Below are 20,134 nucleotides of genomic sequence, written 5' to 3'. Positions count from 1 at the left end.
TTAACTCCTTATTCGTGTAACCACTCAGTGGCAATGATCGGATCTTCAAAGTATTTCACTTCGCCACTGATAAACCAGTTACCCACTTTGCTTGCCACTTGTTGCCAGTTTTTGTTACCAAGCACAGCTATACGGCAAAACTCTTTGTTATGTTTAAGGCCTAACTTAAAATCATCCCACGCCGCTTGTAACTCCCAGCCTTCTAACTCAGTAATATCAACATAGGCTCTTATTTTTGCACTCGGAACTGCTGCTACAGCATTATCTATAAGAGGAGTGAGAGTTTTATAATCCTCGTGGGTAAGCTTTCCGACTACTTTAATTGTGAGATAAAAAGTCGTGCCAGTTCGCTCAAGGCCAATGGCTAAACCATGCTTTTTCATGACATCCTCCTGGTTATTCATAATTAATAACTGTACTTCCCTTGCTCTATCTGATCAACTAGGATGGTAATCTCGTAATGACATTCATTAAAGCACAATTTAGGAGTTTCAATGAGTAATACCGACAGTTATACGCCACCTAAAGTGTGGCAATGGGATGCAGAAAAGGGTGGTGAATGGGCGAAGACTAATCGTCCAGTCTCAGGTGCAACCCACGAGCAAGACTTGCCCGTTGGTAAACATGACCTACAACTCTACTCGCTTGCGACACCAAACGGCCAAAAAGTGACTATCATGCTCGAAGAGCTATTAGAGCTTGGTATTGATGAAGCTGACTACGATGCATTTTTAATTAAAATTGGCGATGGTGACCAGTTCTCTTCAGGGTTTGTAAGTGTTAACCCTAATTCAAAAATCCCAGCCTTAATGGATCACAGTACAACGCCCGTTACTCGCGTGTTTGAGTCAGGTGCAATTTTACAATACCTGGCAGAAAAGTTTGATGCGCTGATCCCAAGCGATCACGCTAGTAAAACAGAATGTCGAAATTGGCTATTTTGGCAAATGGGCTCTGCCCCATACTTAGGTGGAGGCTTCGGTCATTTTTATAGTTATGCCCCTTTCAAGATGCAGTACCCAATTGATCGCTTCACCATGGAAGTAAAACGCCAGTTAGACGTATTAAACCGTCATTTAAGCGACCATGACTACATGGCTGGTAGCGAATATTCAATTGCCGATATCGCTATTTGGCCTTGGTATGGCAGCTTGGTACTTGGCAATTTATACGATGCGGCAGAGTTTTTAGATGTTGAGTCATATAGCCATGTGATGCGCTGGGCAAAACAAATTGAGCGCCGCCCTGCAGTGCAAAGAGGTCGCAGAGTAAACAAAACATGGGGTGATGAAGCTGAGCAGTTAGCAGAGCGCCACTCTAAGGAAGATTTTTAAGGGCTTAAATGCCCTTTTTCATAAAAATAAAAAGTATGCAAAAGCTCAGTAAAGAAGATATCTACCAACGCCTCAGTAACACCGAGGATGCCCGTGCCTGCAAAGCAATTGATGAAGCTGCTTGTAAAGTAGTGCCCGGCAATTTTCTTACCTTATTAGTAAGCCAACTATTTAGTAAGTTTGCAGATGCCCTGTTAAACCCTAAAGTGACCCTGCCTTGGCTTTTACAAAGCATTAATGTACCAAGTAGTTTTATTGCTTGGCTTGTGCCTATTCGTGAGTCAGGCTCAATGTTGCCACAACTGGCCATCGCAAGTGCTATTCGTAGGCTGCCTGTCAGAAAGTGGGTATGGGTGATTGGCGCCATAGTGCAAGCTTTATGTATTGTAGGCATGCTTATTTGTGCTTTAACACTTCAAGGTGCAACGGCAGGTTTTGCTATCATCGCTATTTTGATTATCTTTAGCCTTGCTCGTGGCTTTAATTCCATTGCTGCAAAAGATGTATTAGGCAAGGTCATACCTAAACAACAACGAGGCAGCATTAGCGGTCTTGCTGCGAGTTTTGCAGGATTTGCAACGCTCACATTTGGTCTTGGTTTATGGTATCTACAAAGCCTTGGCTATGAAAATGGGGTGTATGTTGCTTTAATGCTGGCCGCTTTAATGTGGCTGTTTGCAGCGCTCAGTTATAGCCGCATTCAAGAATACAAGGGCGCAACCGAGGGCGCTGAAAACGGCTTTTTGCATGCTTTATCAAAATTAAAACTGCTTTACCAAGATAAACAATTTGCTCACTTTATTATCACTCGTGCGTTGTTGCTATGTTCTGCTTTGAGCGCCCCGTTTTATATCGTTCTTGCTAGTGAACAGGCTTTCGACTTTTCACTACTTGCTACGTTTATGGCGCTTTCTGGGCTTGCCAGCTTAGTCTCTGCGCCAATTTGGGGTCGACTAAGTGACTTATCGAGCCGCAAGGTATTAGTGTTTGCTGCAATGCTCGTCACCCTCAACGGTTTCGCCGTTTATTTAGTTGCTTATCTGAGCCCACAAACGCTCAATGAGTTTTGGCTATTACCGCTCTGTTATTTTTTACTCACCGTAGCTCATCAAGGAGTTCGCCTTGGTCGTAAAACCTACCTTGTTGATATGGCTGAAGGAAACAAGCGCACAGACTATGTCTCTGTTAGTAATACGGTGATCGGGGTTATATTATTACTACTAGGTAGCGTCGGCTTACTAAATACCTACTTAACGACTGCAGAGTTAATTTTTTTCTATAGTATCTTAGGCTTACTTGGTGCAATTAGTGCGTGGTTTTTACCCGATGCCTAGACCCTACAGTAAAAAAAGCGCATAATCGCGCTGATTTTATTTCCAAAAAGGACTTACTATGAAAAAGGCAGCTCTTGCACTTCTTACGCTACTTACACTTTCTGCTTGTAGCACCAGTGTGCCTATTCGTAACTTTGACGCAAACCCTGTACCGCAAATGGCGTCTGGCCAACATGACCTTGAAAGTATCAAAACCAATATTTTAAAAGCATGTATGAAACTAGGCTGGACGTGTCGTTCAAATGCCGAAGGCCAAATCTTAGGTAAACTTGATATTCGTAAACACCAATTACGCGTTGATATTACGTTTAACGAGCAAGAATATTCTATTGATTACAAAGATTCGATAAACCTTGATTACAATGGTAAAAAAATCCACCGCCAATATATCAATTGGGTTACCAACTTAATGCGCAATATTGATGCTGAATTAGCTTATAAATAAAATTGACGCAGAATCAGGTATTAAAAAAGGCGACCTAGGTCGCCTTTTTCTTTGCTAATTCTAGTTTTTCAAGTTCTTATCGAAGAACTCTAAAAACGCTTTCAACGTTTTAATTCTATACGGCTGGTGCGATAAGTAATGGTCGCCATCTTCGAGCTCAATGTAAGTAACATCTTTGCCTTCGTCTTTAAGTTCATCATCCATTTCACGACTATGATAAACAGGCACTACATTATCATCAGAGCCATGAACCAATAGCACCGGACGATTAATTTGCTTTGCAAAATTAACAGGCGACACTTTTTCTAGTTTATCGCCATCAGTTCCAAATTGCTTACGCACAATTTCTTTATTAGTGAAATAACGCGCTTTACTAACAATACGCTCAAGATCAGTAACGCCAGCAAAGCTTGCTGCACATTTGAATGTTTCTGGGTGTTTAACCACTGCCATTAATGCAGCATAGCCACCATAACTTGCCCCGCCTATACAAATTTTATCTCCATTAGCGATACCTTCTTCAACAAGCCAATTCGCCGCATCTTGCAAGTCATCTTGCATTTCTTTACCAAAACCTTGAACTGCAGCCATCTCAAATTCATGCCCATAGCCACTTGAACCACGGAAGTTTGGTTGCAGTACTGCATAACCATTATAAGCAAGTAACGCAGTCCAATAGTCAAAACCAGCGTAATCACGAGCCATTGGCCCGCCATGAGGGAACACAATTGTTGGTAACTTATCACCTTCTTTGTAACCCACAGGTAGAGTTAAATACCCTTCAATAGTTAACCCATCACGGGCTTTATAACTAATTTTCTTTTTACCGCTGTAAACAGTTTCATCAACATCTGGAAATGCCGAGGCAAATGCAGTTAATTCGTTAGAATCCCGGTCACCCAACATATAGGTACCAGGGATTTGCTCACCTGAAACGTAAACCACATATTGACGCTGTTCTTTACTGGTATCAATAATATCAATATCAAACTTATCTGCCGGCAATACAGCGCGTAAGCCATTATAAAGGTTGTTTAAATCTTCATCCCAGTAACGGATCCCCTCATCTAATTGAGAGTGCGTAAACCCTGCTACTTCACCTGTAAGAGATGAATAGAATATATGACCGTCGAAGTCATAGTTATCATCGCTGAACACTAACTCTTTTTTCATGGTCGTTAGGTCCATTTTATAAAGCGCATCATAGCCATCTTTAAGAGCTTTGAAGTAAAGAATATTAGGGTCTTTATCGAAGCCCAAAACAGTCACTACATCAGGGCTAAATGCTTTATATTTGAATAACGTTTTACGGTTATCTCGATCTTCGTCATAAAGAATATATTCAAATTCGTCTTCATCCATTTTTAGGGCAATACGCACATTACCTTGGCGGTCTGCTGTCCAATCAATCACTTTACTACGTGAGCGCTGAATTTTTTTCTTACGAAGTGTACTTAAATCAAGTTCATACACGCCAGGGGCATTGGCAACATCAAAATCACCTTGAACTAAAATTTTATCTTTTTTATCGGGTAAAAAGCTGATTACCTGATCTCCAAATTGCGGTTGGCGTTCATCACGATTAAAGTTAGGTTTTATAGCCAGTTTCGCCTTGCCATCACCACCAATTTTATATGCATATAAACGGGTAGAGGTATATTTAGGGCCGCCAAATTGACGTTGAATATAGCGGGCACCTAAAAGTAGTACCTCATCATTTGCCCATTCATACCAATCGAAGAAAATAGTGTGATTATCTGAACGAATAATAGAATCAGCTTCTTTAGTTTTACGGTTATAAACCATTAAAACCAGCTCACCATTTACATTTCGAATAAACGATAAATTTTTACCATTTGGCGAAAATTTCACTTGGCTAAAAGCGCGTAAAGAGGCGAATGATTCTACAGGGAGTTGTGTGTTTTCAGCAGCACGAGGCATTAAGCTCAGCACTGCAAAAAGAGTAAGCAGTAAGTACTTCATAATAAAGTCCATTTCTTTTTTATTGTCGCGGCAATAGTAACATTAAATTACAAAAAAAGACTAATTCAAAAAAATTAGACACCTCTTCCATTCGTTTAAAACGAACGTAACGCTCGATTAATAGCATTATTAATTTAATTTTTGCTAATTATAATAGCTGCACAACTTCAGTTTTCTTAGGTGACATGATGAAAAAAGTACTTGTGTTAAATTCATCTTTAAATGGTGAACAAGGTAATTCAACCAAGCTTAGCCAACTATTTGTTGAGCAGCTTGCTAACAACCAACAAATTTCAGTAACAACTCGCGATTTAAGCGACAATGCGATTGCTCACTTAACGCAGACAGAAATGGCTGCTTGGATGACTGATGCAAACGAACGTAGCGATGAGCAAAAGCTACTTGCTGCAATTTCTGACGATTTAATTGCTGAACTTAACGATAACGAACTGATTGTTATTGGTATGCCAATGTATAACTTTGGTATTCCATCAACATTCAAAGCTTGGATTGATCGTATTGCTCGTGCTGGTATTACATTTAAATACACAGAGCAAGGCGCTGTAGGTTTAATTAAAGACAAAAAAGTAGTGGTACTTGCTGCGCGTGGTGGTGTATATCAAGGCACCGACATGGATACACAAACTAAATACTTAAAAGATGTACTTGGTTTTGTGGGTATGACTGATGTTAACTTTATTTACGCTGAAGGCCTTGCAATGCCAGATGCAGAGCAAAGCTTAGAAACAGCACAAAACGAAATAAAGGCTTTCACCGCGTCACTTTAATATGTGATTAATAAAGCTAGATATAAAAAAGCGGTCATCATGACCGCTTTGTGATTTACGCTGTGACCGATAACAGCGAATCACCTTCAGATAAACCAAACTTTTCTTGCACAGAGGCTAGAATCGCTTCTTTATCTTCTTCTCCCAGTTGATCAGAATATTGCGCTAACAGCTCATCTAAATAACTGACAACTTCTTCGCTATCAACCTGCTCAAGTGAGTTACCACTTGGCGGCGGTGGTGGCGGACCAGGCGGACGCTCACCTTCAGGACGACCTAATTCACCGACTTCAGCGGCATCATAGCCAGCTTCAGCCATAATTGCTTCCATCTCTTGACCCGGTTGAATACCCGCATCCATAAATGTTTGCATAATAGATTGTGCATCTTCTGCAGTTAAGTTTTCGGGATCAAACTGAGCTAAGGTTTCATTCATTAACTCTGTTTGCTTACTGGTCAATGGCTCTGCTTTAGGTCGTTGCATGGGCTGAAAATTCGCACCCGATGAAACACTGTTGATCATCGTTGATTTTCCTTACGTTTTGGTGGTTTATGGTTGTTGAACTCGTCTTCAGTTACTTCACCATTTTGATCAGCATCCATGTCATTAAAAATGGTTTGCAGCATATCTTCTGGCATAGGCTGTTCACTAAACTCAGTAAAATCAATCGCCCCATTGCCATCTATATCAATCGATGCAAAGTCAGGTCGCTGGGGTGGACCGCCTTGATGGTCGCGAGCAAAGCAAGCGGGCGCTGTGGCTAACAACGAAATAGCTAAAACAGAAAGTGCAGATAATTGCTTCATAGCGAACCTCTTATGTCATTCAATTGACCGTAAGCATAATCTGAATACCATCCAAAAGTGTGTGGGCAATATGCTACAAATGTGGAAACTTTGTGGATTGCTTTAGTAATTAATCTAAGTTGTGACTTGCTACGTACAATCACCAAAGCAATTTTCAACTCCACGTTTATGGCAGGCTCAAAAAAACAAAAAGTAAATCTTGTTTGGTTTAAACGTGACCTACGACTATCTGATCATCAGCCACTTGCCAGTGCAATTGCATCAGAGCTGCCTTGCTTACTTATTTACAACTTTGAGCCCCTATTACTCGAAGACCCCCATTACAGCTTTAGGCACTGGCGTTTTGTTGCTCAGTCACTTAAAGACATCAACCAACAGCTCGAAAAATATAACGCTGAAATCGCCATTTATAATCAAGAAATGATTACCTTGTTAGAAACCCTTAGTGAAAATTTTGATATCGTAGGGGTTTATAGTCATGAAGAAATAGGTCTTTACAATAGCTTTGAGCGAGATAAACAGGTCAAACGCTGGCTAAACAGTAAAATAATTCCATGGCACGAAACGCCACTTGGAGGTGTAAAACGAGCACGACCTAAACAATTTGATTGGCAAACACATTGGCATGGCGTGATGAACCAACGTCTTGTAACGCCAAATTGGCAAGCATTTAATGCAGTTCTGCCTAATAATTACCTAGCAGCAACCTGTGCTGATGATTTTCTAAAGCACGACCCGCAGTTTCAATATGGTGGCCCTCATGCAGCCAGAGCTTGCCTACAGAGCTTTGTTGAAGAGCGTGCAAAGAGCTATCAAAGTGGCATCTCGAGTCCTTCCAAAAGTAGAGATTCATGCTCTAGGCTTTCGCCTTACTTAGCCTTTGGCAACCTGAGCCTCAGACAAGTTTATCAAACTCTAAAATACTATTTAGCAAAGCAGCCTTTAAGTTGGCGTCGCTCATTACATGCTTTCGAGTCAAGGCTTCACTGGCATTGCCATTTTATGCAAAAATTCGAAACTCAATGCAGTATGGAGTTTGCACCGCAAAATGCGGGCTACAAGCACTACCCTTATCGCGATGATGAACATGTTGCTGAGCACCTAAAGCGCTTTGAGCAAGGTCAAACAGGCATTCCCATTATTGATGCGTGCATGCGCTGCCTAGCAGCAACGGGTTACATTAATTTTCGAATGCGCGCTATGTTAGTCAGCTTTATGACTCATCATATGAACATTCATTGGCAATCAGTCAGCTTTATTTTATCGCGTTATTTTTTAGATTTTGAGCCTGGTATTCACTACCCACAAATCCAAATGCAAGCATCTGTCACAGGAACCAACACGATTCGTTTGTATAACCCAATAAAGCAATCTGAAGATAAAGACCCAGAGGGCATATTTATTAAAACATGGTGCCCTGAGCTTAAAAACTTACCCATAGAAGATCTCCACCAGCCATGGCAACAACCGCCAATGGAGGCCTTATTTAATAACTTTAAACTCGGCGAAGACTACCCTGAGCCTATGGTAGATATTGAGCATGCAGCCAAACAAGCACGTGAGCGATTATGGTCATTTCGAGAACGTGATGATGTAAAGCGTGGCACAAAAGCCGTACTGAATAAGCATGTGATAAGCCTTAAAAGACAACGACATGGCTCATAAAAAGCTTAATTTACCCAGCAAAACCTGCCCCGTTTGCGACAGGCCATTTATGTGGCGTAAGAAGTGGCAACGTGACTGGGAGCATGTAAAGTACTGCTCAGAACGTTGCAAGCGTGAAGCAAAAAGAAATATTGGCGTTTAAGTTGCACTTATATCGTTAACTCATAGTTTTCGGCACAAAACCCTGAAAGCCTTTCACGGTTGTCGAAAAAATTTACAAAGGAGATGACGATGACGATTAAAAAATCTGCACATACGAGTTGGTCTGGTGATATTAAATCTGGCAAAGGCTATATTTCTAGTCAAAGTGGCGCGCTTGAGAAACAGCCATTTGGCTTTAACACTCGCTTTGAAGATAAGCCAGGTACTAACCCTGAAGAGCTGGTTGCAGCGGCACACAGTAGCTGTTTTAGCATGGCACTATCGCTTGCACTAACTGAAGCAGGCTTTGTCGCTGACGACATAACGACCAAAGCAACAGTGAGCCTTGATGAAGTTGATGATGGCTTCGAAGTGAGCCACATTGCACTTGATGTTAGTGCAAAGATAAAAGAAATTTCGAGCGAAAAGTTTGAGCAACTTTGTGAGCAAACCAAGCAAGGCTGCCCTATTTCTAAACTGATGAATGCCGAAATATCACTCACCACAACGCTTAACTAATCTCTGTAGGCCAAGCACTGCTTGGCCTTTTCACAAACTAACAGACCCACAACACTTTATTACAATGTAAGTAGCTGCTTGTTGTATTATCTTTATGAAATAAAGCCAAATACAACAAGGATATGTATGTTTAAACAACTAGCCCCTATTGCTCTGGCAATACTTGCTTATTCAAACAGCTCTATCGCAACAGAACAAGAGGTGAGTAAACAATGGTTCAATAGTATCGACTATACGCACATAGAGAATCACAGATATAGTTTTAATGCTTACCAATTAGTGAGTCATTACTACTTTGAGGAGCAACAGAGCTCTGGGGTACTTGATGATTATGGCTACCTAGATACAGATTCAAACATTCGAGTGAATTACTTTAATAGCGATTACACTGATTATCTTGGCTTGTTTGGTGAAGGATTTTATAAAAACTGGTTTGTTACAGGTGAAATTTACGATGTTGATGATGCTGATGACTATACCTTAGGAATAGGCTATTTATTTGCCGATGCCTTAAAAGTCTCTGTAAATAGGGATGTACGTGAATATGGTGATGATTATTTCCGCTTAAAAGCGCAGTATAACCTCCAAATAAACGATAAGGATTACCTTGGTTTTAGCGCAGAAACAGATGATGAACTCGACGTTTGGAATATCTCTGCCAGATACTTTAATCATTTAAGCGGCAGCCATTACATTACCGTCGATGTTGGCCACCAAGACAGCCTTTATGATTCAGCAAGCAGTGCCATGATCAGCTACTACTTCGGCGATCACTATGCCATAGGCGCAGGTTTGGATGATTCTGAACTCGTTTTACAAGGCAAGTACTTTATTAATGATAAATACTATTTAACCGCGAATTACACTGAAAGCGGCTCTGCTGAACTTTATAACCTTAAGTTTGTTGCCCAGTTTTAAACTGATATGAGCCAACAGCTTTAAACAAAAACGCCACTATAAAGTGGCGTTTTCAGTTTATAGAATTACATATTACCTAGTTTCATCATCATTGCAGTGTACATTTTTAAGTTCAGTGCTAACTGCTCTTCAGTAATAAACTCATGCTCTGAGTGACCTGTGTACTTTTTACCTGGCATTGATGGACCAAATGACACCGCATTATCAAATAACTTAGCATTTGTGCCACCACCAATTGACACAAAGCCCGCGTCTTTATCGCCGGTAAAGTGCTTAAAGATATCGAGTAATGCTTCTGCATGAGGCGCACCATCTAACAGCATTGGCGTACCAATCACCACTTTCGTGTCTTTTAACGTAACACCATTAGTAGTTTGCCAAGCGCTAAGCGCTTCATTAATTTGCTGCTTAAGCACCGCTTCTTGTTTACCTACCGGACGACGCATATTAATCGACAATTTAATCTCGTTACCATCGCGGCTTAATAAGGTTGGCGAAACCGTCATCGGGCCCATAAAGTCATGCTTGTAACCAATTTCACCGAATTGCGCGCCGTATAAATCAAGACCAATTAGCTGATTGATAAACTCAATTGCTTGACCATCGCTATTGTTCTCAAGATCAATACCTTTAAAGATTTCTGCAAGGTGCGCAATGGCATTTTCACCCGCTTCTGGTTCAGATGAATGCGCTGAAATCCCCTTCACTTGGACTAACAAGCCATTGTCTTGCTCTGTCATCGCCACTTTGACGTTTTTAAGCTTAACGACATTGTCGTGTAATTTAGCCACTGTCGCCGCATCAGCATTATGTACTAACACACTAGCATCTTCAGGGATTTGGCTAACAAAGGCGCCGCCTTTTAAGTCACTAACATATAAACCAATTTGTGCAGAGGTCGCTGAGAAAGTCGGGGCAATTAAGCTCCAACCTTTTTCTGCAACAACCACAGGGTATGAAGCATCAATAGTGACTGCGTATTTTGGTTGCTGATAGGTTTTCATGAACTCTTCGAGTGGTGCCCAGTCAGACTCTTCTGCAAGGTAAACCATTAATTCAATACGGTTATTTAATGTAATACCCTTGTCTTTAATCGCCTTCATCGCATGCAATGCTGTGGCAATAGCGCCTTTATCATCTTCTGTACCACGTGCAATTAGCTTTCCTGGTTCAGAGGTTTTATCCATTTTAAATGGACTTTGCTGCCATTTACTGGCATCTGCTGGTTGCACATCACCATGGGTTACTATGGTTACTTTATCAGCTTGGTTCCCCATGCCAATTAACACTGTGTAGCCTAAATCTTGATAATCAAAACCAAACTGCGCCGCTTTCATTTTTAAGAACGACTTAAAGCCAATGAAATCTGGATTATCTGGAGTCGCTAGCCCTTCTTTATTTACCGTTGGATACGAAACTAAATTCTCTAAGGTATGAATTTGCGCTTGTTGATATTGCTCTACCGCGTAGTTAGCCAGCTTTTCACTTTGCTCAGACACAGCAGCCTGACTAGAGAAAGCACTTAATAAAAATGCAGCAAGTAATGAATGTTTCAAGATAAGCTCCAGAGTTTAAGAAGGTTTTTAGAAAGTCGCCTTGATTGTAACGCTTATAACGCCGACATAACATCTCTAATTCAAGCAAAATAGATCGCTTAAAAATACCAACAAGGTACAATAGCCACTCACCCTATTAATTCGTTTGTTAGACTCATGAACCGCAGAAAAAAGATCTTCACTAAACTTAAGCAAAAAGATAAGCGCGCCAATGCAAAATTGCATAAAAGCAATAAACCGACCTACATCTCAAAGGCAGAACGCGAAAAATTAGCACAGCAAGAAGCTGAGCAGTAAAGTTAAAATACCTAGCGGTCAGCGGTAAGGTTGTAGGCGCGATTTTACATCGCGCAATATAAAAAGATAACGCGCGAAATAAATTTCACGCCTACATCAAAAAACGTGGGAGCGGCTTTAGCCGTGAATAAAATAAAGCTGTTCGGCGTTAAAACGCCTCCTACACCGTAGGCGTCAAGCTTGCTTGGCGCGTCTCAAACGCCACCACAAAACAAACACCCTCGCGCGAAATAAATTTCACGCCTACAACACCTCAATTCACATTTGTATCAGACACGTGATCTGACTCGCTAACTTTACTCTAGTAGCTAGAGACTCTGTTTTTGCGCGTAGAAATTTCACGTCTAGCAACTCAACTCTTTTCACACTCATTCACAAATTCTGCTTCACATAGTTCCGATTTTTAAGTATTTTAAAATTAATAAAATAACAACAATAAGATACAAGGGAATGAGAAGTTTATTGCTGCTTAGCTGTGCGCTTTTGTTAAGTGCATGCGCATCTAAAGTTACCAACATAAAAGAAGACCGAGACACACTATCTAAAGCCGATGAAGGCTACCTACTGATTGGCATTGAAACTAACCGCAGTTTAAAAGCCATTTATATTGATGGTCCAAAGTCGCTTGTTCTTACGGCTAAGGACATTCGAAGTGGTAGCAATTATATTTTAGCGAATCTACCATTGGGTGATTACACCATCACACGCTTGAACTTAAGTCATTACTCATTTCTCAAATTTGATAACGATGAAGAAAGTTGGCAATTCACACTTGCCCCTAACAAAGTTAATTATGTTGGCCATTTAGACATAACAACTGTAGGTTACTGGAACACACGCTCTCATATTGTTTTAGAAAACCGTAGTTCTGAAGCACTGCAATACATGGAACAAAACTTCCCAACGATTTTGTCTGGTCGCTCGCTAAATTATGGCGGCCCTGGGGAAGACTCATTCTTTGATTATTTGGAACAAACATTTTCGCAGCAGGAAGCAAAATAATGAAAAAGCTACTTATCTTATTATTTTTTATTTTTCCCTTGCATGCTGAAATGTTATCGAGTGAAGACCTAATGTATTCGCCCGATCAAAGCCAAGTGAAGGTTTCGCCCAGTGGCCGTTGGATCAGCTTTTTAGAAGCGCAAGAAGATAAAACCAAAACTCTCAATATCATCGATATGGATTCGATGAAAATGTACTATATCGTCAAACTCGACGAGGATAATGATTTTTACAATTATCAATGGTTAACAGACGATGATATTTTTATCAGTGTAAAAAGTCGCGATAGTGACGATTTTGAAGTCGTCGTGAATGTTATTGAAGGCGAAAAAAAACCAAAAATTGAACAGCATAGAGTTAAAGCAAAAGGCTACATCGTAGATAGGTTACTCAGTGATCCTGAACATATCTTATTTGCTAAACCAGATAAGAAAAACACACTGCTTTATCAAGTGCCCTTAACAGCCTTATACAATAATGATTACAGCACTTATACTCCCATCGAGAAAGGTTTAAAAGGTGCCTTTAGCTACTTCTTTGACGAGCACAAACAACAGCTTTTTACTGCGAAATTTGATGAAGACGAAAAGAGTTTACAGTTCTTCTATAAGGTTATTGGTACTAATAAGTGGATCCCGATTTTTACTCTCACTGACGCAGATTATCAGTTTTTTCCAATTGGATTTACTGACCAAGATCACCTTGCCGTCATTACCAACAAAAATACCGATAAGAGCCAGGTGAGCCTTTTTAATATTAACACGCAAGAAATCACCGACACACTTTATCAACATCCAAAATATGACATTCAGTCCGCCGAACTTGATGATAATGGCAATCTTATTGCCGCCTCGTATATCAAGCATGGTAAATATACTACCGATTATTTTATTGACGCCTACGAGCAATTGCATAGCAAAGTTGCGGAAGCTTTAGGAGACGAACAGTTTTTTTGGGTTGATAGCTCTATCGATGGTAAAACACAAATTTTATTTAGTCACTCAGCCACAGTGCCTGGCAAATACTATTTATACCAATCAGAAACAAATCACATAGAGTTACTGTTTTCTGTCGCCAAAAATAAAGACGCAACGTACGCTAAAACAACGTTTTTTAACTTTAAAGCCTACGATGGAACTAATCTTGAAGGTTACTTAACCAAACCTATTAACAACGATAAGCAGGTATTATTAGTGATGCCACATGGTGGCCCAATAGGTATTCGTGAAAGTGATGAGTTTAGCCCTGAAGTGCAATACCTTGCCTCTCGAGGCTTTACTATTTTACGTGTTAATTTCAGAGGCTCAGCAGGGTTTGGTAAAGAATTTTTAGAAAGCGGTGTTGGTCAATTTGGTAACCTTATCGAACAAGACATTTCTGCCGCAGTGGCTCATATTCGTTCACAATATAGCTTTAAACATACCTGCTCTATTGGCGCAAGCTATGGTGGTTATTCTGCGGTGATGCTGGCAATTAAACACCCTGATATTTATGAATGCGTGATTGCAAGTTTTGGTATTTATGACTTACCTCTGCTTTATAACGCAAGTAATATCGCTTTAACTAAAGATTATCAAGAGCTTATAGAGCGCACGGTTGGTGAATATAGCCAAGATTTAAAAGATATTTCCCCCGTCTACCAGGCTACATCTTTAAAAGCCCCTGTTCTTATTATTGCTGGTAAACAAGATGAAATATCGGGCTTTGAGCAAAGTAATCGCTTGTACTATGTTTTAAAGCGTTTAGGTCATGATGTTGAAAAAGCGTTTTTCGAGCGCTCTGGGCATGGCCATCAGATTTGGTATTACGATCAAATAGAAGCAGCTTTAGCTAACGACTTTCTTGAAAGAAAACTTAATCTAAACAGTACATTGACTAATTATACTGAATCAGAAAAGAAAGCGGTTCAACGTGATGCCATATTGTTAGCAGATACTTTTGACAGTAAAACAATAGAAACTGATCGTAAAAAAGAAAGCTTTGACTACTACCAATTAGCTGCCAACTTAGATCATGATCGAGCCATGTTTAATGTCGGTAGTTATTATCATCGTGGTGATAATAGACCAATCGATATTAAAAAAGCTATTGAGTATTACACTCGAGCGGCAGAATTAGGCTATGAGCAAGCGCTGGAGCGTTTAGGCTATATATACTCTGTGAGTAAGCTAGTTAAACCGGATTATCATAAAGCAAAAGAGTTCTTTCAAACAGCCTTTGATAAAGAACATAGTGTTGATAATGCATTTAACTTAGCCTCTATCTATTGTATCGCTGATAATGAAATCAGAGATGTAGATAAGTGTTTATCTATGCTTAATAGCTATGCAAATAAAGTTGATCATGAATCTCGTCAACATGTTCGAGAACAAATATCAATCATTATGCAAGAAGGAAACTACTCCGAGAATGAGCTAAAAGGTCTTCACAGTGTCTTAGCTAAGCTTTATGGCTTGAATTACCCGAATGCTATTTTGGAGTTAGAACGCAAAGGATTATTTAAACTAGTACTTTCCGATAAGTTTAACGGTGAACCTGAAATAGAACAGCTATCAAAGCAATTAGATTTCATCTATAAACTCGATGATGAACAACGCTTTGGCATAGAGTTTTACATGAATCGTGATGGCCTCGATACTCGTAGAGATCGACTTGTTGTGTTTACCAAATGGCACTTCACTCCTGACGATAAAGCGCTCAATGATTTTGTTTACTATCAGACTCTGTGGGGCGACCCAATTACCGAATGGTCTACCTACCGCACTTTAGATGAAACATCGACGCCAGGTACGTGGACTTTAGATGTGATGGGCGCAAACCAACAGTTGCTCTATCAAAACACCTTTAAAGTGACGGCTATCAACTAAACTCAAAATGCGCAATTTCAATCAGGTAACGACTTAGGGGCCATGGCAAACTGGCCCCACTTCTGAAAAGCATTAACGAGTAACCATGAAAACGAAGCAACAACAACGCATTGAGCTAGTATGTGACTACATTAGCCAGCATCTTGATGAACCTTTATCACTGGAGACACTCAGTGAGGTGGCATGTTGTTCGAAATATCATTTTCATCGTTTATTTGTCGCTGGAGTTGGCCTAAGCGTTACCAAATATGCGCAGCTTGCGCGCTTAAAGCGTGCCTCATTTCGACTTGCATTTGAGCATCAACTTAAAATTATTGATGTTGCATTAGAAGCGCAATTTGATAGCCCTGAAGCATTTAGTCGTGCTTTTAAGCGCACCTTTACACAGTCGCCAAGCGAATTCAGAAGCAAACCAAACTGGCCCAATTGGCACACACAGTTTGAATTTTCATTACCTGACAAAAAGGTTTGCCCTATGAATGTAAATATTGTTGATTTTAAAGCACAGCCGGTGGCTTTATTAACCCACCATGGCGATGCTAATACCCTGATGAATACCGCTGCACAATTTATTGAGTGGCGCAAAGAATCAGGCTTTTCACCTGTTAAAACCAGTAACACGTATGGGATCCCGTATAGCGATCCGGCCACCACTGAAGACCATGCGTTTCGTTTTGACTTTGCAGGCAGTATCACCTCACCGATTACTGAAAACCCGCAAGGTGTGCGAAATGGTGAAATTCCAGCAGGACGCTGCGCCGTTGTTCGTCATAATGGCTCTCATGATACTATTAGCGATACAGTTTACTACTTATACCGTGAATGGCTAGTGCAAAGCGGCGAAGAAGTCAGAGACTTCCCTTGCTTCTTTCATTACCTCAACCTTATCCATGAAGTTGATGAATGTGACCTGCAAACGGATATATATTTGCCGATAAAATGATTGCGAGATGCGAGATGCGAGATGCGAGATGCGAGATATTGTAGGCGGGATTTTACATCGCGCAATATAAAAAGATAACGCGAGAAATAAATTTCACGCCTACATCAAAAAACGTGGGAGCGGCTTTAGCCGTGAATAAAATAAAGCTGTTCGGCGTTAAAACGCCTCCTACACCGTAGGCGTCACGCTTGCTTGGCGCGTCTCAACCACCACTCAATACAAGCACCCTCGCGCGAAATAAATTTCACGCCTACGACAGCTTATTTCACATTTGTATCAAGCACGTGATCTGACTCGCTAACTTTACTCTCGTAACTAGAAACTCTGGTTTTAATCTGAAAGCTGACAGCTCTCTTTCCCCTAGCAACTCGCTAACTTTACTCTAGCAACTCCCTTCCCTAAAACCTATAACTCACACTGGCATTATACGAGCGGCCCTGTCCGGCAAGTTGTTCAAAACCATTGCTCATATCTTGCTTGTAATTAGCAATACTTACACCGCCAAGTGGCTGTTGGTAGTATTCATCAAGTAAGTTGGTAATTGCTAACTTAAAGGTTAAATTTTGCCACGTTTTCTGACTTGAGATAGCCAGTAACTGATAGCTGTCGGTTTGGTTTTCTAAACGGCGTTCATCAACATGGGTTTTACTATCAACCCATTGCCAGCTAAGTGCGTTTTGCCAGCCTTTGTATTCGTGCTCTAAGCTCAGCTCAGTGTGCAGTGGCATAATTTGATATAAGTCTTCATTGTTATCATCACGCTCGCCATGAGTACTGGTTAGTGAGCCTTTTAACTGCCACTTTCCTGCTTGCTTTGTGTTGTAAAGTTCAATTAAGCCTGCCAGTTTTGCACCGTAAAGTGTCGCATCTAGGTTAGTGAATGTAAGAATATTACGCTTAGTATGCGCCATATCGGTGCGATTAAAGCTCTTAGTCACTTCAGCATCAATATAATCACTTACTTGCGTGTACCAAACATTTGCGGTTACTTGCCAGCTGTCGTCTTTGGCTAATTTGGTGTAGCTAGAGCTCAATGTGTGAGCTGTTTCGGCTTCTAAATCTGGGTTACCAATGTAACCATTACCATCGCCAAACCAACCAATCATGGTGGTTGCCATCGTACCTACACCCCAGCTGTAACGCTCATATAAATTAGGTGCGCGGTTTTTACGAGCTAAACCAAATTGCAGCTCATCGTTATTCGATAATTGATAGCGAGCAAGCAAGCTGATATCAACTAAAGTGTCGTCACGTTTACGGTCTAATTGGTTAAATTCCATCGCAGCTTGGGCGTCGGTTTTTGACATATCCATCATTGAGCCCATATTAGCCATACCGCTCATGCCACCTTCGTTATAAGCCTGCACTTCGCCAGCATCTGTGGTGACTTGCTCAACTCGAACACCTGCCGACACCCACCATGCTTGGTTTACTTGGTTTTGGTACTCAGCAAATGCCGCAAGGCGGTCACGTTTGCCATCGTTAATGTTTACGTATTCATTTGGGCCCATCATCATTGACCCTTCAACCGCCGGCCACCAATCATCAATTCGATAACCGTAGTATTCTTGTCCAAGCATTAATGATGACTGTTTTGATAAATCAGTGCGCCAATGAACTTGGTAACTGTAATCTTGTGCATCGGTATTCATTGGCATCATGCCGGTTTTCTCATTACTGAAAAAACCCATTTCGTGTTTTACATCATGCGCGTTCACTTGCACCTGCAAATCACCATTTTCAAGCTCACGTTGATACTGAGCAACGAAACCATAGCTGGTGTTATCGGTCATATCCATGTATTGATTTGCAAAGCCTTGGTAAGGAATTTTTTGATGCGTCAGTTTAACTACAAGCTGTTGTTTCTCATCACGAACAGCGCCCGTTAACGCATGATTTTGCACTCGATATAAGGTATCAAGTACACGCTCATCATGCCCATCATCATAGCTGTTCGCATCTTCAAAGCTGCCTTGGTAAGACAAGCTAAACTGTTTGCTCGCAAGGCTGGCACCTAGCGCGTATGCTTGGCTATCGTTAACGCTTTTGTACTGGGCGGTAACATAGCCTGCGCGCCAGTTCACTGAGTCTGTATCACCAAATTCAGGGGCAATCGTATTTACTCTAATAACACCGGCAATATTATCACCGCCACTGCTTACCGGTGATACACCAGCAACAACACTGTAAGAGGCAATTTGGTTTGCCGACACATAAGAGAGTGGCGGATTCATTTGGTTAGCACACGCTGCTGTAACATCAGCACCATCAACTAAAACCTTAACTCTATCGCCCATCATGCCGTTCAGCACAGGCAAGTTAGACACCCCTCCGGCAGCTGAAAAATCAACACCTAAATCTTTCAGTAACGCGTCTGCAGAGCCAACTAATTGATGGTTATTTTGGGCATGACCTTGTACCTCTATCACTTCAATAGAATCATCAGCAAAGGCCGAAATACTTAAAACACAGCTAAGTGCTGCAGCAATTTTAGAAAATAAAAAACCAGGGCGAGAAAATTGCGTGTTCATAACTCTTTTAAAATCAATGCAAAAAATTAATGACGCTGATTATAAAACCCATTAATTAGTCTGAACACGTGACATATTGTCGCACCCTGTCACAGGTATATAACTTAGCGCAACACCACTAAAGGAATACGGCTATCTTCAAGCATTTTTAAGGTCGTGCTACCTAAAAAGAATTGCCGCCATTTAGAGTGACCAAATGCGCCCATCACCATTAAGTCAACGGCGTGATCACTTTTATATCGCCACAGCGCTTGGTAAACATCGCCATCGAGCATGCGCGCTCTCACATTAAAGCCATTTTCAGCCAGCCTTGCTGAGGCAGTATCAAGTTTGTCTTGGCAGTGGCCGTCTTGTTTATCAACCATCACCAAGTGGCAATCTAAGCCGGATAAAATCCCGCCATTGATAATTTGTGTAATCGCTTTGTCGGTACTTTCGCTGCCATCATAAGCCAGCATAAAGTTTGTAGGCTCATGAAATTGCGGCGGCACAATCGCAACCGGGGTATGCACCTGACGGATCAGCGTTTCAATATGCGAGCCCAGTACTTTAAAATCATCGTAATGGCCTTTACCAGAGCGGCCAATAATCATCACACGGGCATTGTCTTCATGTTCAAGTAAGGCATCAACAAGACTCATTGAAAGTTGCTGTTGCTCAATCTCGGTTAGGCCTGCATGCTCGGCTTTTTTCATTGCTTCATCTAGCAATAATTGACCATGCTGCGACGCTACTTTGTTGCGTTCTTGCTCAAGTTTTGCCAATTGCTCTAACAATGAGGTTTGCGAACCTAAGCCAATAATTGCGGTTAAATCATCACTGCCCTGCGGCAAAGGTGGCTCTAATGCATGCAGGAAATTAATTGGATGGCTGGAGCGCTTAGAAATCCAAATAGCCGCTTCTGTCACCGCATCGGTCATGCATGAACCGTCGATACAAGCAAATATCTTTTTCATTACACTCTCCTTTAAACCAATTTAATTCACCAAGTATAGTTGGCTTTT

General features: G+C 41.0%; 19 protein-coding genes. 12 read left to right on the top strand and 7 right to left on the bottom strand.

All coding sequences use genetic code 11. The annotated features are described in order from the left end of the window. Positions 1–8 precede the first annotated feature (8 nt). The gene (locus tag PASHI_RS07175; RefSeq protein WP_058585519.1) at positions 9–383 is read right to left on the bottom strand and encodes a SpoIIAA family protein; all 375 of its coding nucleotides are present in this window, start codon (positions 381–383) and stop codon (positions 9–11) included. 111 nt (positions 384–494) lie between these two features. Here PASHI_RS07175 and yghU point away from each other — a divergent pair, with 111 nt between their 5' ends. Genes yghU through PASHI_RS07160 form a run of 3 tightly spaced genes read left to right on the top strand, consistent with a single transcriptional unit; the run spans position 495 to position 3,113 of the window. After that, positions 495–1,334, top strand: a complete 840-nt coding sequence (gene yghU, locus PASHI_RS07170) for a glutathione-dependent disulfide-bond oxidoreductase (protein ID WP_062565089.1) — start codon at positions 495–497, stop codon at positions 1,332–1,334. A 35-nt stretch (positions 1,335–1,369) separates the two neighbouring features. Next, entirely contained in the window at positions 1,370–2,668 is a 1,299-nt protein-coding gene (locus PASHI_RS07165) for an MFS transporter (RefSeq protein ID WP_055021473.1), read from the top strand. Between the two features lie 58 nt (positions 2,669–2,726). Further along, a complete protein-coding gene (locus PASHI_RS07160) occupies positions 2,727–3,113 on the top strand; it encodes a hypothetical protein (protein WP_054561969.1) in 387 nt (128 codons plus the stop codon). 60 nt (positions 3,114–3,173) lie between these two features. Here PASHI_RS07160 and PASHI_RS07155 read toward each other — a convergent pair whose 3' ends face one another. Then, positions 3,174–5,096, bottom strand: a complete 1,923-nt coding sequence (locus PASHI_RS07155; protein ID WP_062565088.1) for a S9 family peptidase — start codon at positions 5,094–5,096, stop codon at positions 3,174–3,176. A 188-nt stretch (positions 5,097–5,284) separates the two neighbouring features. Between PASHI_RS07155 and PASHI_RS07150 the strand changes: the two genes are divergently transcribed. Further along, complete coding sequence (locus PASHI_RS07150) at positions 5,285–5,884, top strand: FMN-dependent NADH-azoreductase (RefSeq protein ID WP_062565087.1); 600 nt, start codon at positions 5,285–5,287, stop codon at positions 5,882–5,884. A gap of 55 nt (positions 5,885–5,939) precedes the next feature. Here PASHI_RS07150 and PASHI_RS07145 read toward each other — a convergent pair whose 3' ends face one another. Beyond that, a complete protein-coding gene (locus tag PASHI_RS07145; protein WP_062565086.1) occupies positions 5,940–6,407 on the bottom strand; it encodes a hypothetical protein in 468 nt (155 codons plus the stop codon). Beyond that, positions 6,404–6,691, bottom strand: a complete 288-nt coding sequence (locus PASHI_RS07140) for an EF-hand domain-containing protein (RefSeq protein WP_055021451.1) — start codon at positions 6,689–6,691, stop codon at positions 6,404–6,406. Before PASHI_RS07140 ends, PASHI_RS07145 begins: the two co-directional genes overlap by 4 nt. Positions 6,692–6,859: 168 nt before the next feature. On the opposite strand from PASHI_RS07140, the gene PASHI_RS07135 reads away from it, so the two are divergent. The 4 genes from PASHI_RS07135 (at position 6,860) to PASHI_RS07125 (ending at position 9,934) form a co-directional block, all read left to right on the top strand. Continuing rightward, positions 6,860–8,356 (top strand): cryptochrome/deoxyribodipyrimidine photo-lyase family protein, encoded by a 1,497-nt coding sequence (locus PASHI_RS07135; protein ID WP_062565085.1) that lies wholly within the window; start codon positions 6,860–6,862, stop codon positions 8,354–8,356. Continuing rightward, on the top strand, positions 8,346–8,498 hold the full coding sequence (locus PASHI_RS21810; protein WP_082401584.1) for a DUF2256 domain-containing protein: 153 nt from the start codon (positions 8,346–8,348) through the stop codon (positions 8,496–8,498). Before PASHI_RS07135 ends, PASHI_RS21810 begins: the two co-directional genes overlap by 11 nt. Positions 8,499–8,587: 89 nt before the next feature. Further along, entirely contained in the window at positions 8,588–9,016 is a 429-nt protein-coding gene (locus PASHI_RS07130) for an OsmC family protein (RefSeq protein WP_062565084.1), read from the top strand. Positions 9,017–9,142: 126 nt separating this feature from the next. Continuing rightward, positions 9,143–9,934, top strand: coding sequence for a putative porin (locus PASHI_RS07125; protein ID WP_062565083.1), 792 nt, complete (start codon positions 9,143–9,145; stop codon positions 9,932–9,934). A 65-nt stretch (positions 9,935–9,999) separates the two neighbouring features. Here the strand turns inward: PASHI_RS07125 and PASHI_RS07120 are convergent, their stop codons facing one another. Further along, positions 10,000–11,490 (bottom strand): dipeptidase, encoded by a 1,491-nt coding sequence (locus tag PASHI_RS07120; protein ID WP_062565082.1) that lies wholly within the window; start codon positions 11,488–11,490, stop codon positions 10,000–10,002. Between the two features lie 156 nt (positions 11,491–11,646). Here PASHI_RS07120 and PASHI_RS21805 point away from each other — a divergent pair, with 156 nt between their 5' ends. The 4 genes from PASHI_RS21805 (at position 11,647) to PASHI_RS07105 (ending at position 16,599) form a co-directional block, all read left to right on the top strand. Next, the gene (locus PASHI_RS21805) at positions 11,647–11,787 is read left to right on the top strand and encodes a DUF2986 domain-containing protein (protein ID WP_082710885.1); all 141 of its coding nucleotides are present in this window, start codon (positions 11,647–11,649) and stop codon (positions 11,785–11,787) included. 450 nt (positions 11,788–12,237) lie between these two features. Then, positions 12,238–12,789 (top strand): hypothetical protein, encoded by a 552-nt coding sequence (locus PASHI_RS07115; RefSeq protein ID WP_062565081.1) that lies wholly within the window; start codon positions 12,238–12,240, stop codon positions 12,787–12,789. Beyond that, entirely contained in the window at positions 12,789–15,656 is a 2,868-nt protein-coding gene (locus tag PASHI_RS07110) for a prolyl oligopeptidase family serine peptidase (RefSeq protein WP_062565080.1), read from the top strand. The genes PASHI_RS07115 and PASHI_RS07110 overlap by 1 nt, the downstream gene beginning before the upstream one ends. 85 nt (positions 15,657–15,741) lie before the next feature. Further along, a complete protein-coding gene (locus PASHI_RS07105) occupies positions 15,742–16,599 on the top strand; it encodes an AraC family transcriptional regulator (RefSeq protein ID WP_062565079.1) in 858 nt (285 codons plus the stop codon). 398 nt (positions 16,600–16,997) lie between these two features. Here PASHI_RS07105 and PASHI_RS07100 read toward each other — a convergent pair whose 3' ends face one another. Further along, positions 16,998–19,130, bottom strand: a complete 2,133-nt coding sequence (locus tag PASHI_RS07100) for a TonB-dependent receptor (protein WP_062565078.1) — start codon at positions 19,128–19,130, stop codon at positions 16,998–17,000. 104 nt (positions 19,131–19,234) lie between these two features. Beyond that, positions 19,235–20,086 carry a universal stress protein gene (locus tag PASHI_RS07095; protein ID WP_062565077.1) on the bottom strand — a complete coding sequence of 284 codons (852 nt, stop codon included), beginning with the start codon at positions 20,084–20,086 and terminating at the stop codon, positions 19,235–19,237. Between the last annotated feature and the right edge of the window lie 48 nt (positions 20,087–20,134).

This window comes from Pseudoalteromonas shioyasakiensis (genome assembly GCF_001550135.1).
GTDB lineage: Bacteria > Pseudomonadota > Gammaproteobacteria > Enterobacterales > Alteromonadaceae > Pseudoalteromonas > Pseudoalteromonas shioyasakiensis.
This window is presented reverse-complemented; position numbering and strand designations above follow the sequence as displayed.

Coding starts and splice junctions, on each gene's coding strand:
- PASHI_RS07175 (WP_058585519.1), bottom strand. CDS start 383: ATGAAAAAGCATGGTTTAGCCATTGGCCTTGAGCGAACTGGCACGACT.
- yghU (WP_062565089.1), top strand. CDS start 495: ATGAGTAATACCGACAGTTATACGCCACCTAAAGTGTGGCAATGGGAT.
- PASHI_RS07165 (WP_055021473.1), top strand. CDS start 1,370: ATGCAAAAGCTCAGTAAAGAAGATATCTACCAACGCCTCAGTAACACC.
- PASHI_RS07160 (WP_054561969.1), top strand. CDS start 2,727: ATGAAAAAGGCAGCTCTTGCACTTCTTACGCTACTTACACTTTCTGCT.
- PASHI_RS07155 (WP_062565088.1), bottom strand. CDS start 5,096: ATGAAGTACTTACTGCTTACTCTTTTTGCAGTGCTGAGCTTAATGCCT.
- PASHI_RS07150 (WP_062565087.1), top strand. CDS start 5,285: ATGAAAAAAGTACTTGTGTTAAATTCATCTTTAAATGGTGAACAAGGT.
- PASHI_RS07145 (WP_062565086.1), bottom strand. CDS start 6,407: ATGATCAACAGTGTTTCATCGGGTGCGAATTTTCAGCCCATGCAACGA.
- PASHI_RS07140 (WP_055021451.1), bottom strand. CDS start 6,691: ATGAAGCAATTATCTGCACTTTCTGTTTTAGCTATTTCGTTGTTAGCC.
- PASHI_RS07135 (WP_062565085.1), top strand. CDS start 6,860: ATGGCAGGCTCAAAAAAACAAAAAGTAAATCTTGTTTGGTTTAAACGT.
- PASHI_RS21810 (WP_082401584.1), top strand. CDS start 8,346: ATGGCTCATAAAAAGCTTAATTTACCCAGCAAAACCTGCCCCGTTTGC.
- PASHI_RS07130 (WP_062565084.1), top strand. CDS start 8,588: ATGACGATTAAAAAATCTGCACATACGAGTTGGTCTGGTGATATTAAA.
- PASHI_RS07125 (WP_062565083.1), top strand. CDS start 9,143: ATGTTTAAACAACTAGCCCCTATTGCTCTGGCAATACTTGCTTATTCA.
- PASHI_RS21805 (WP_082710885.1), top strand. CDS start 11,647: ATGAACCGCAGAAAAAAGATCTTCACTAAACTTAAGCAAAAAGATAAG.
- PASHI_RS07115 (WP_062565081.1), top strand. CDS start 12,238: ATGAGAAGTTTATTGCTGCTTAGCTGTGCGCTTTTGTTAAGTGCATGC.
- PASHI_RS07110 (WP_062565080.1), top strand. CDS start 12,789: ATGAAAAAGCTACTTATCTTATTATTTTTTATTTTTCCCTTGCATGCT.
- PASHI_RS07105 (WP_062565079.1), top strand. CDS start 15,742: ATGAAAACGAAGCAACAACAACGCATTGAGCTAGTATGTGACTACATT.
- PASHI_RS07100 (WP_062565078.1), bottom strand. CDS start 19,130: ATGAACACGCAATTTTCTCGCCCTGGTTTTTTATTTTCTAAAATTGCT.
- PASHI_RS07095 (WP_062565077.1), bottom strand. CDS start 20,086: ATGAAAAAGATATTTGCTTGTATCGACGGTTCATGCATGACCGATGCG.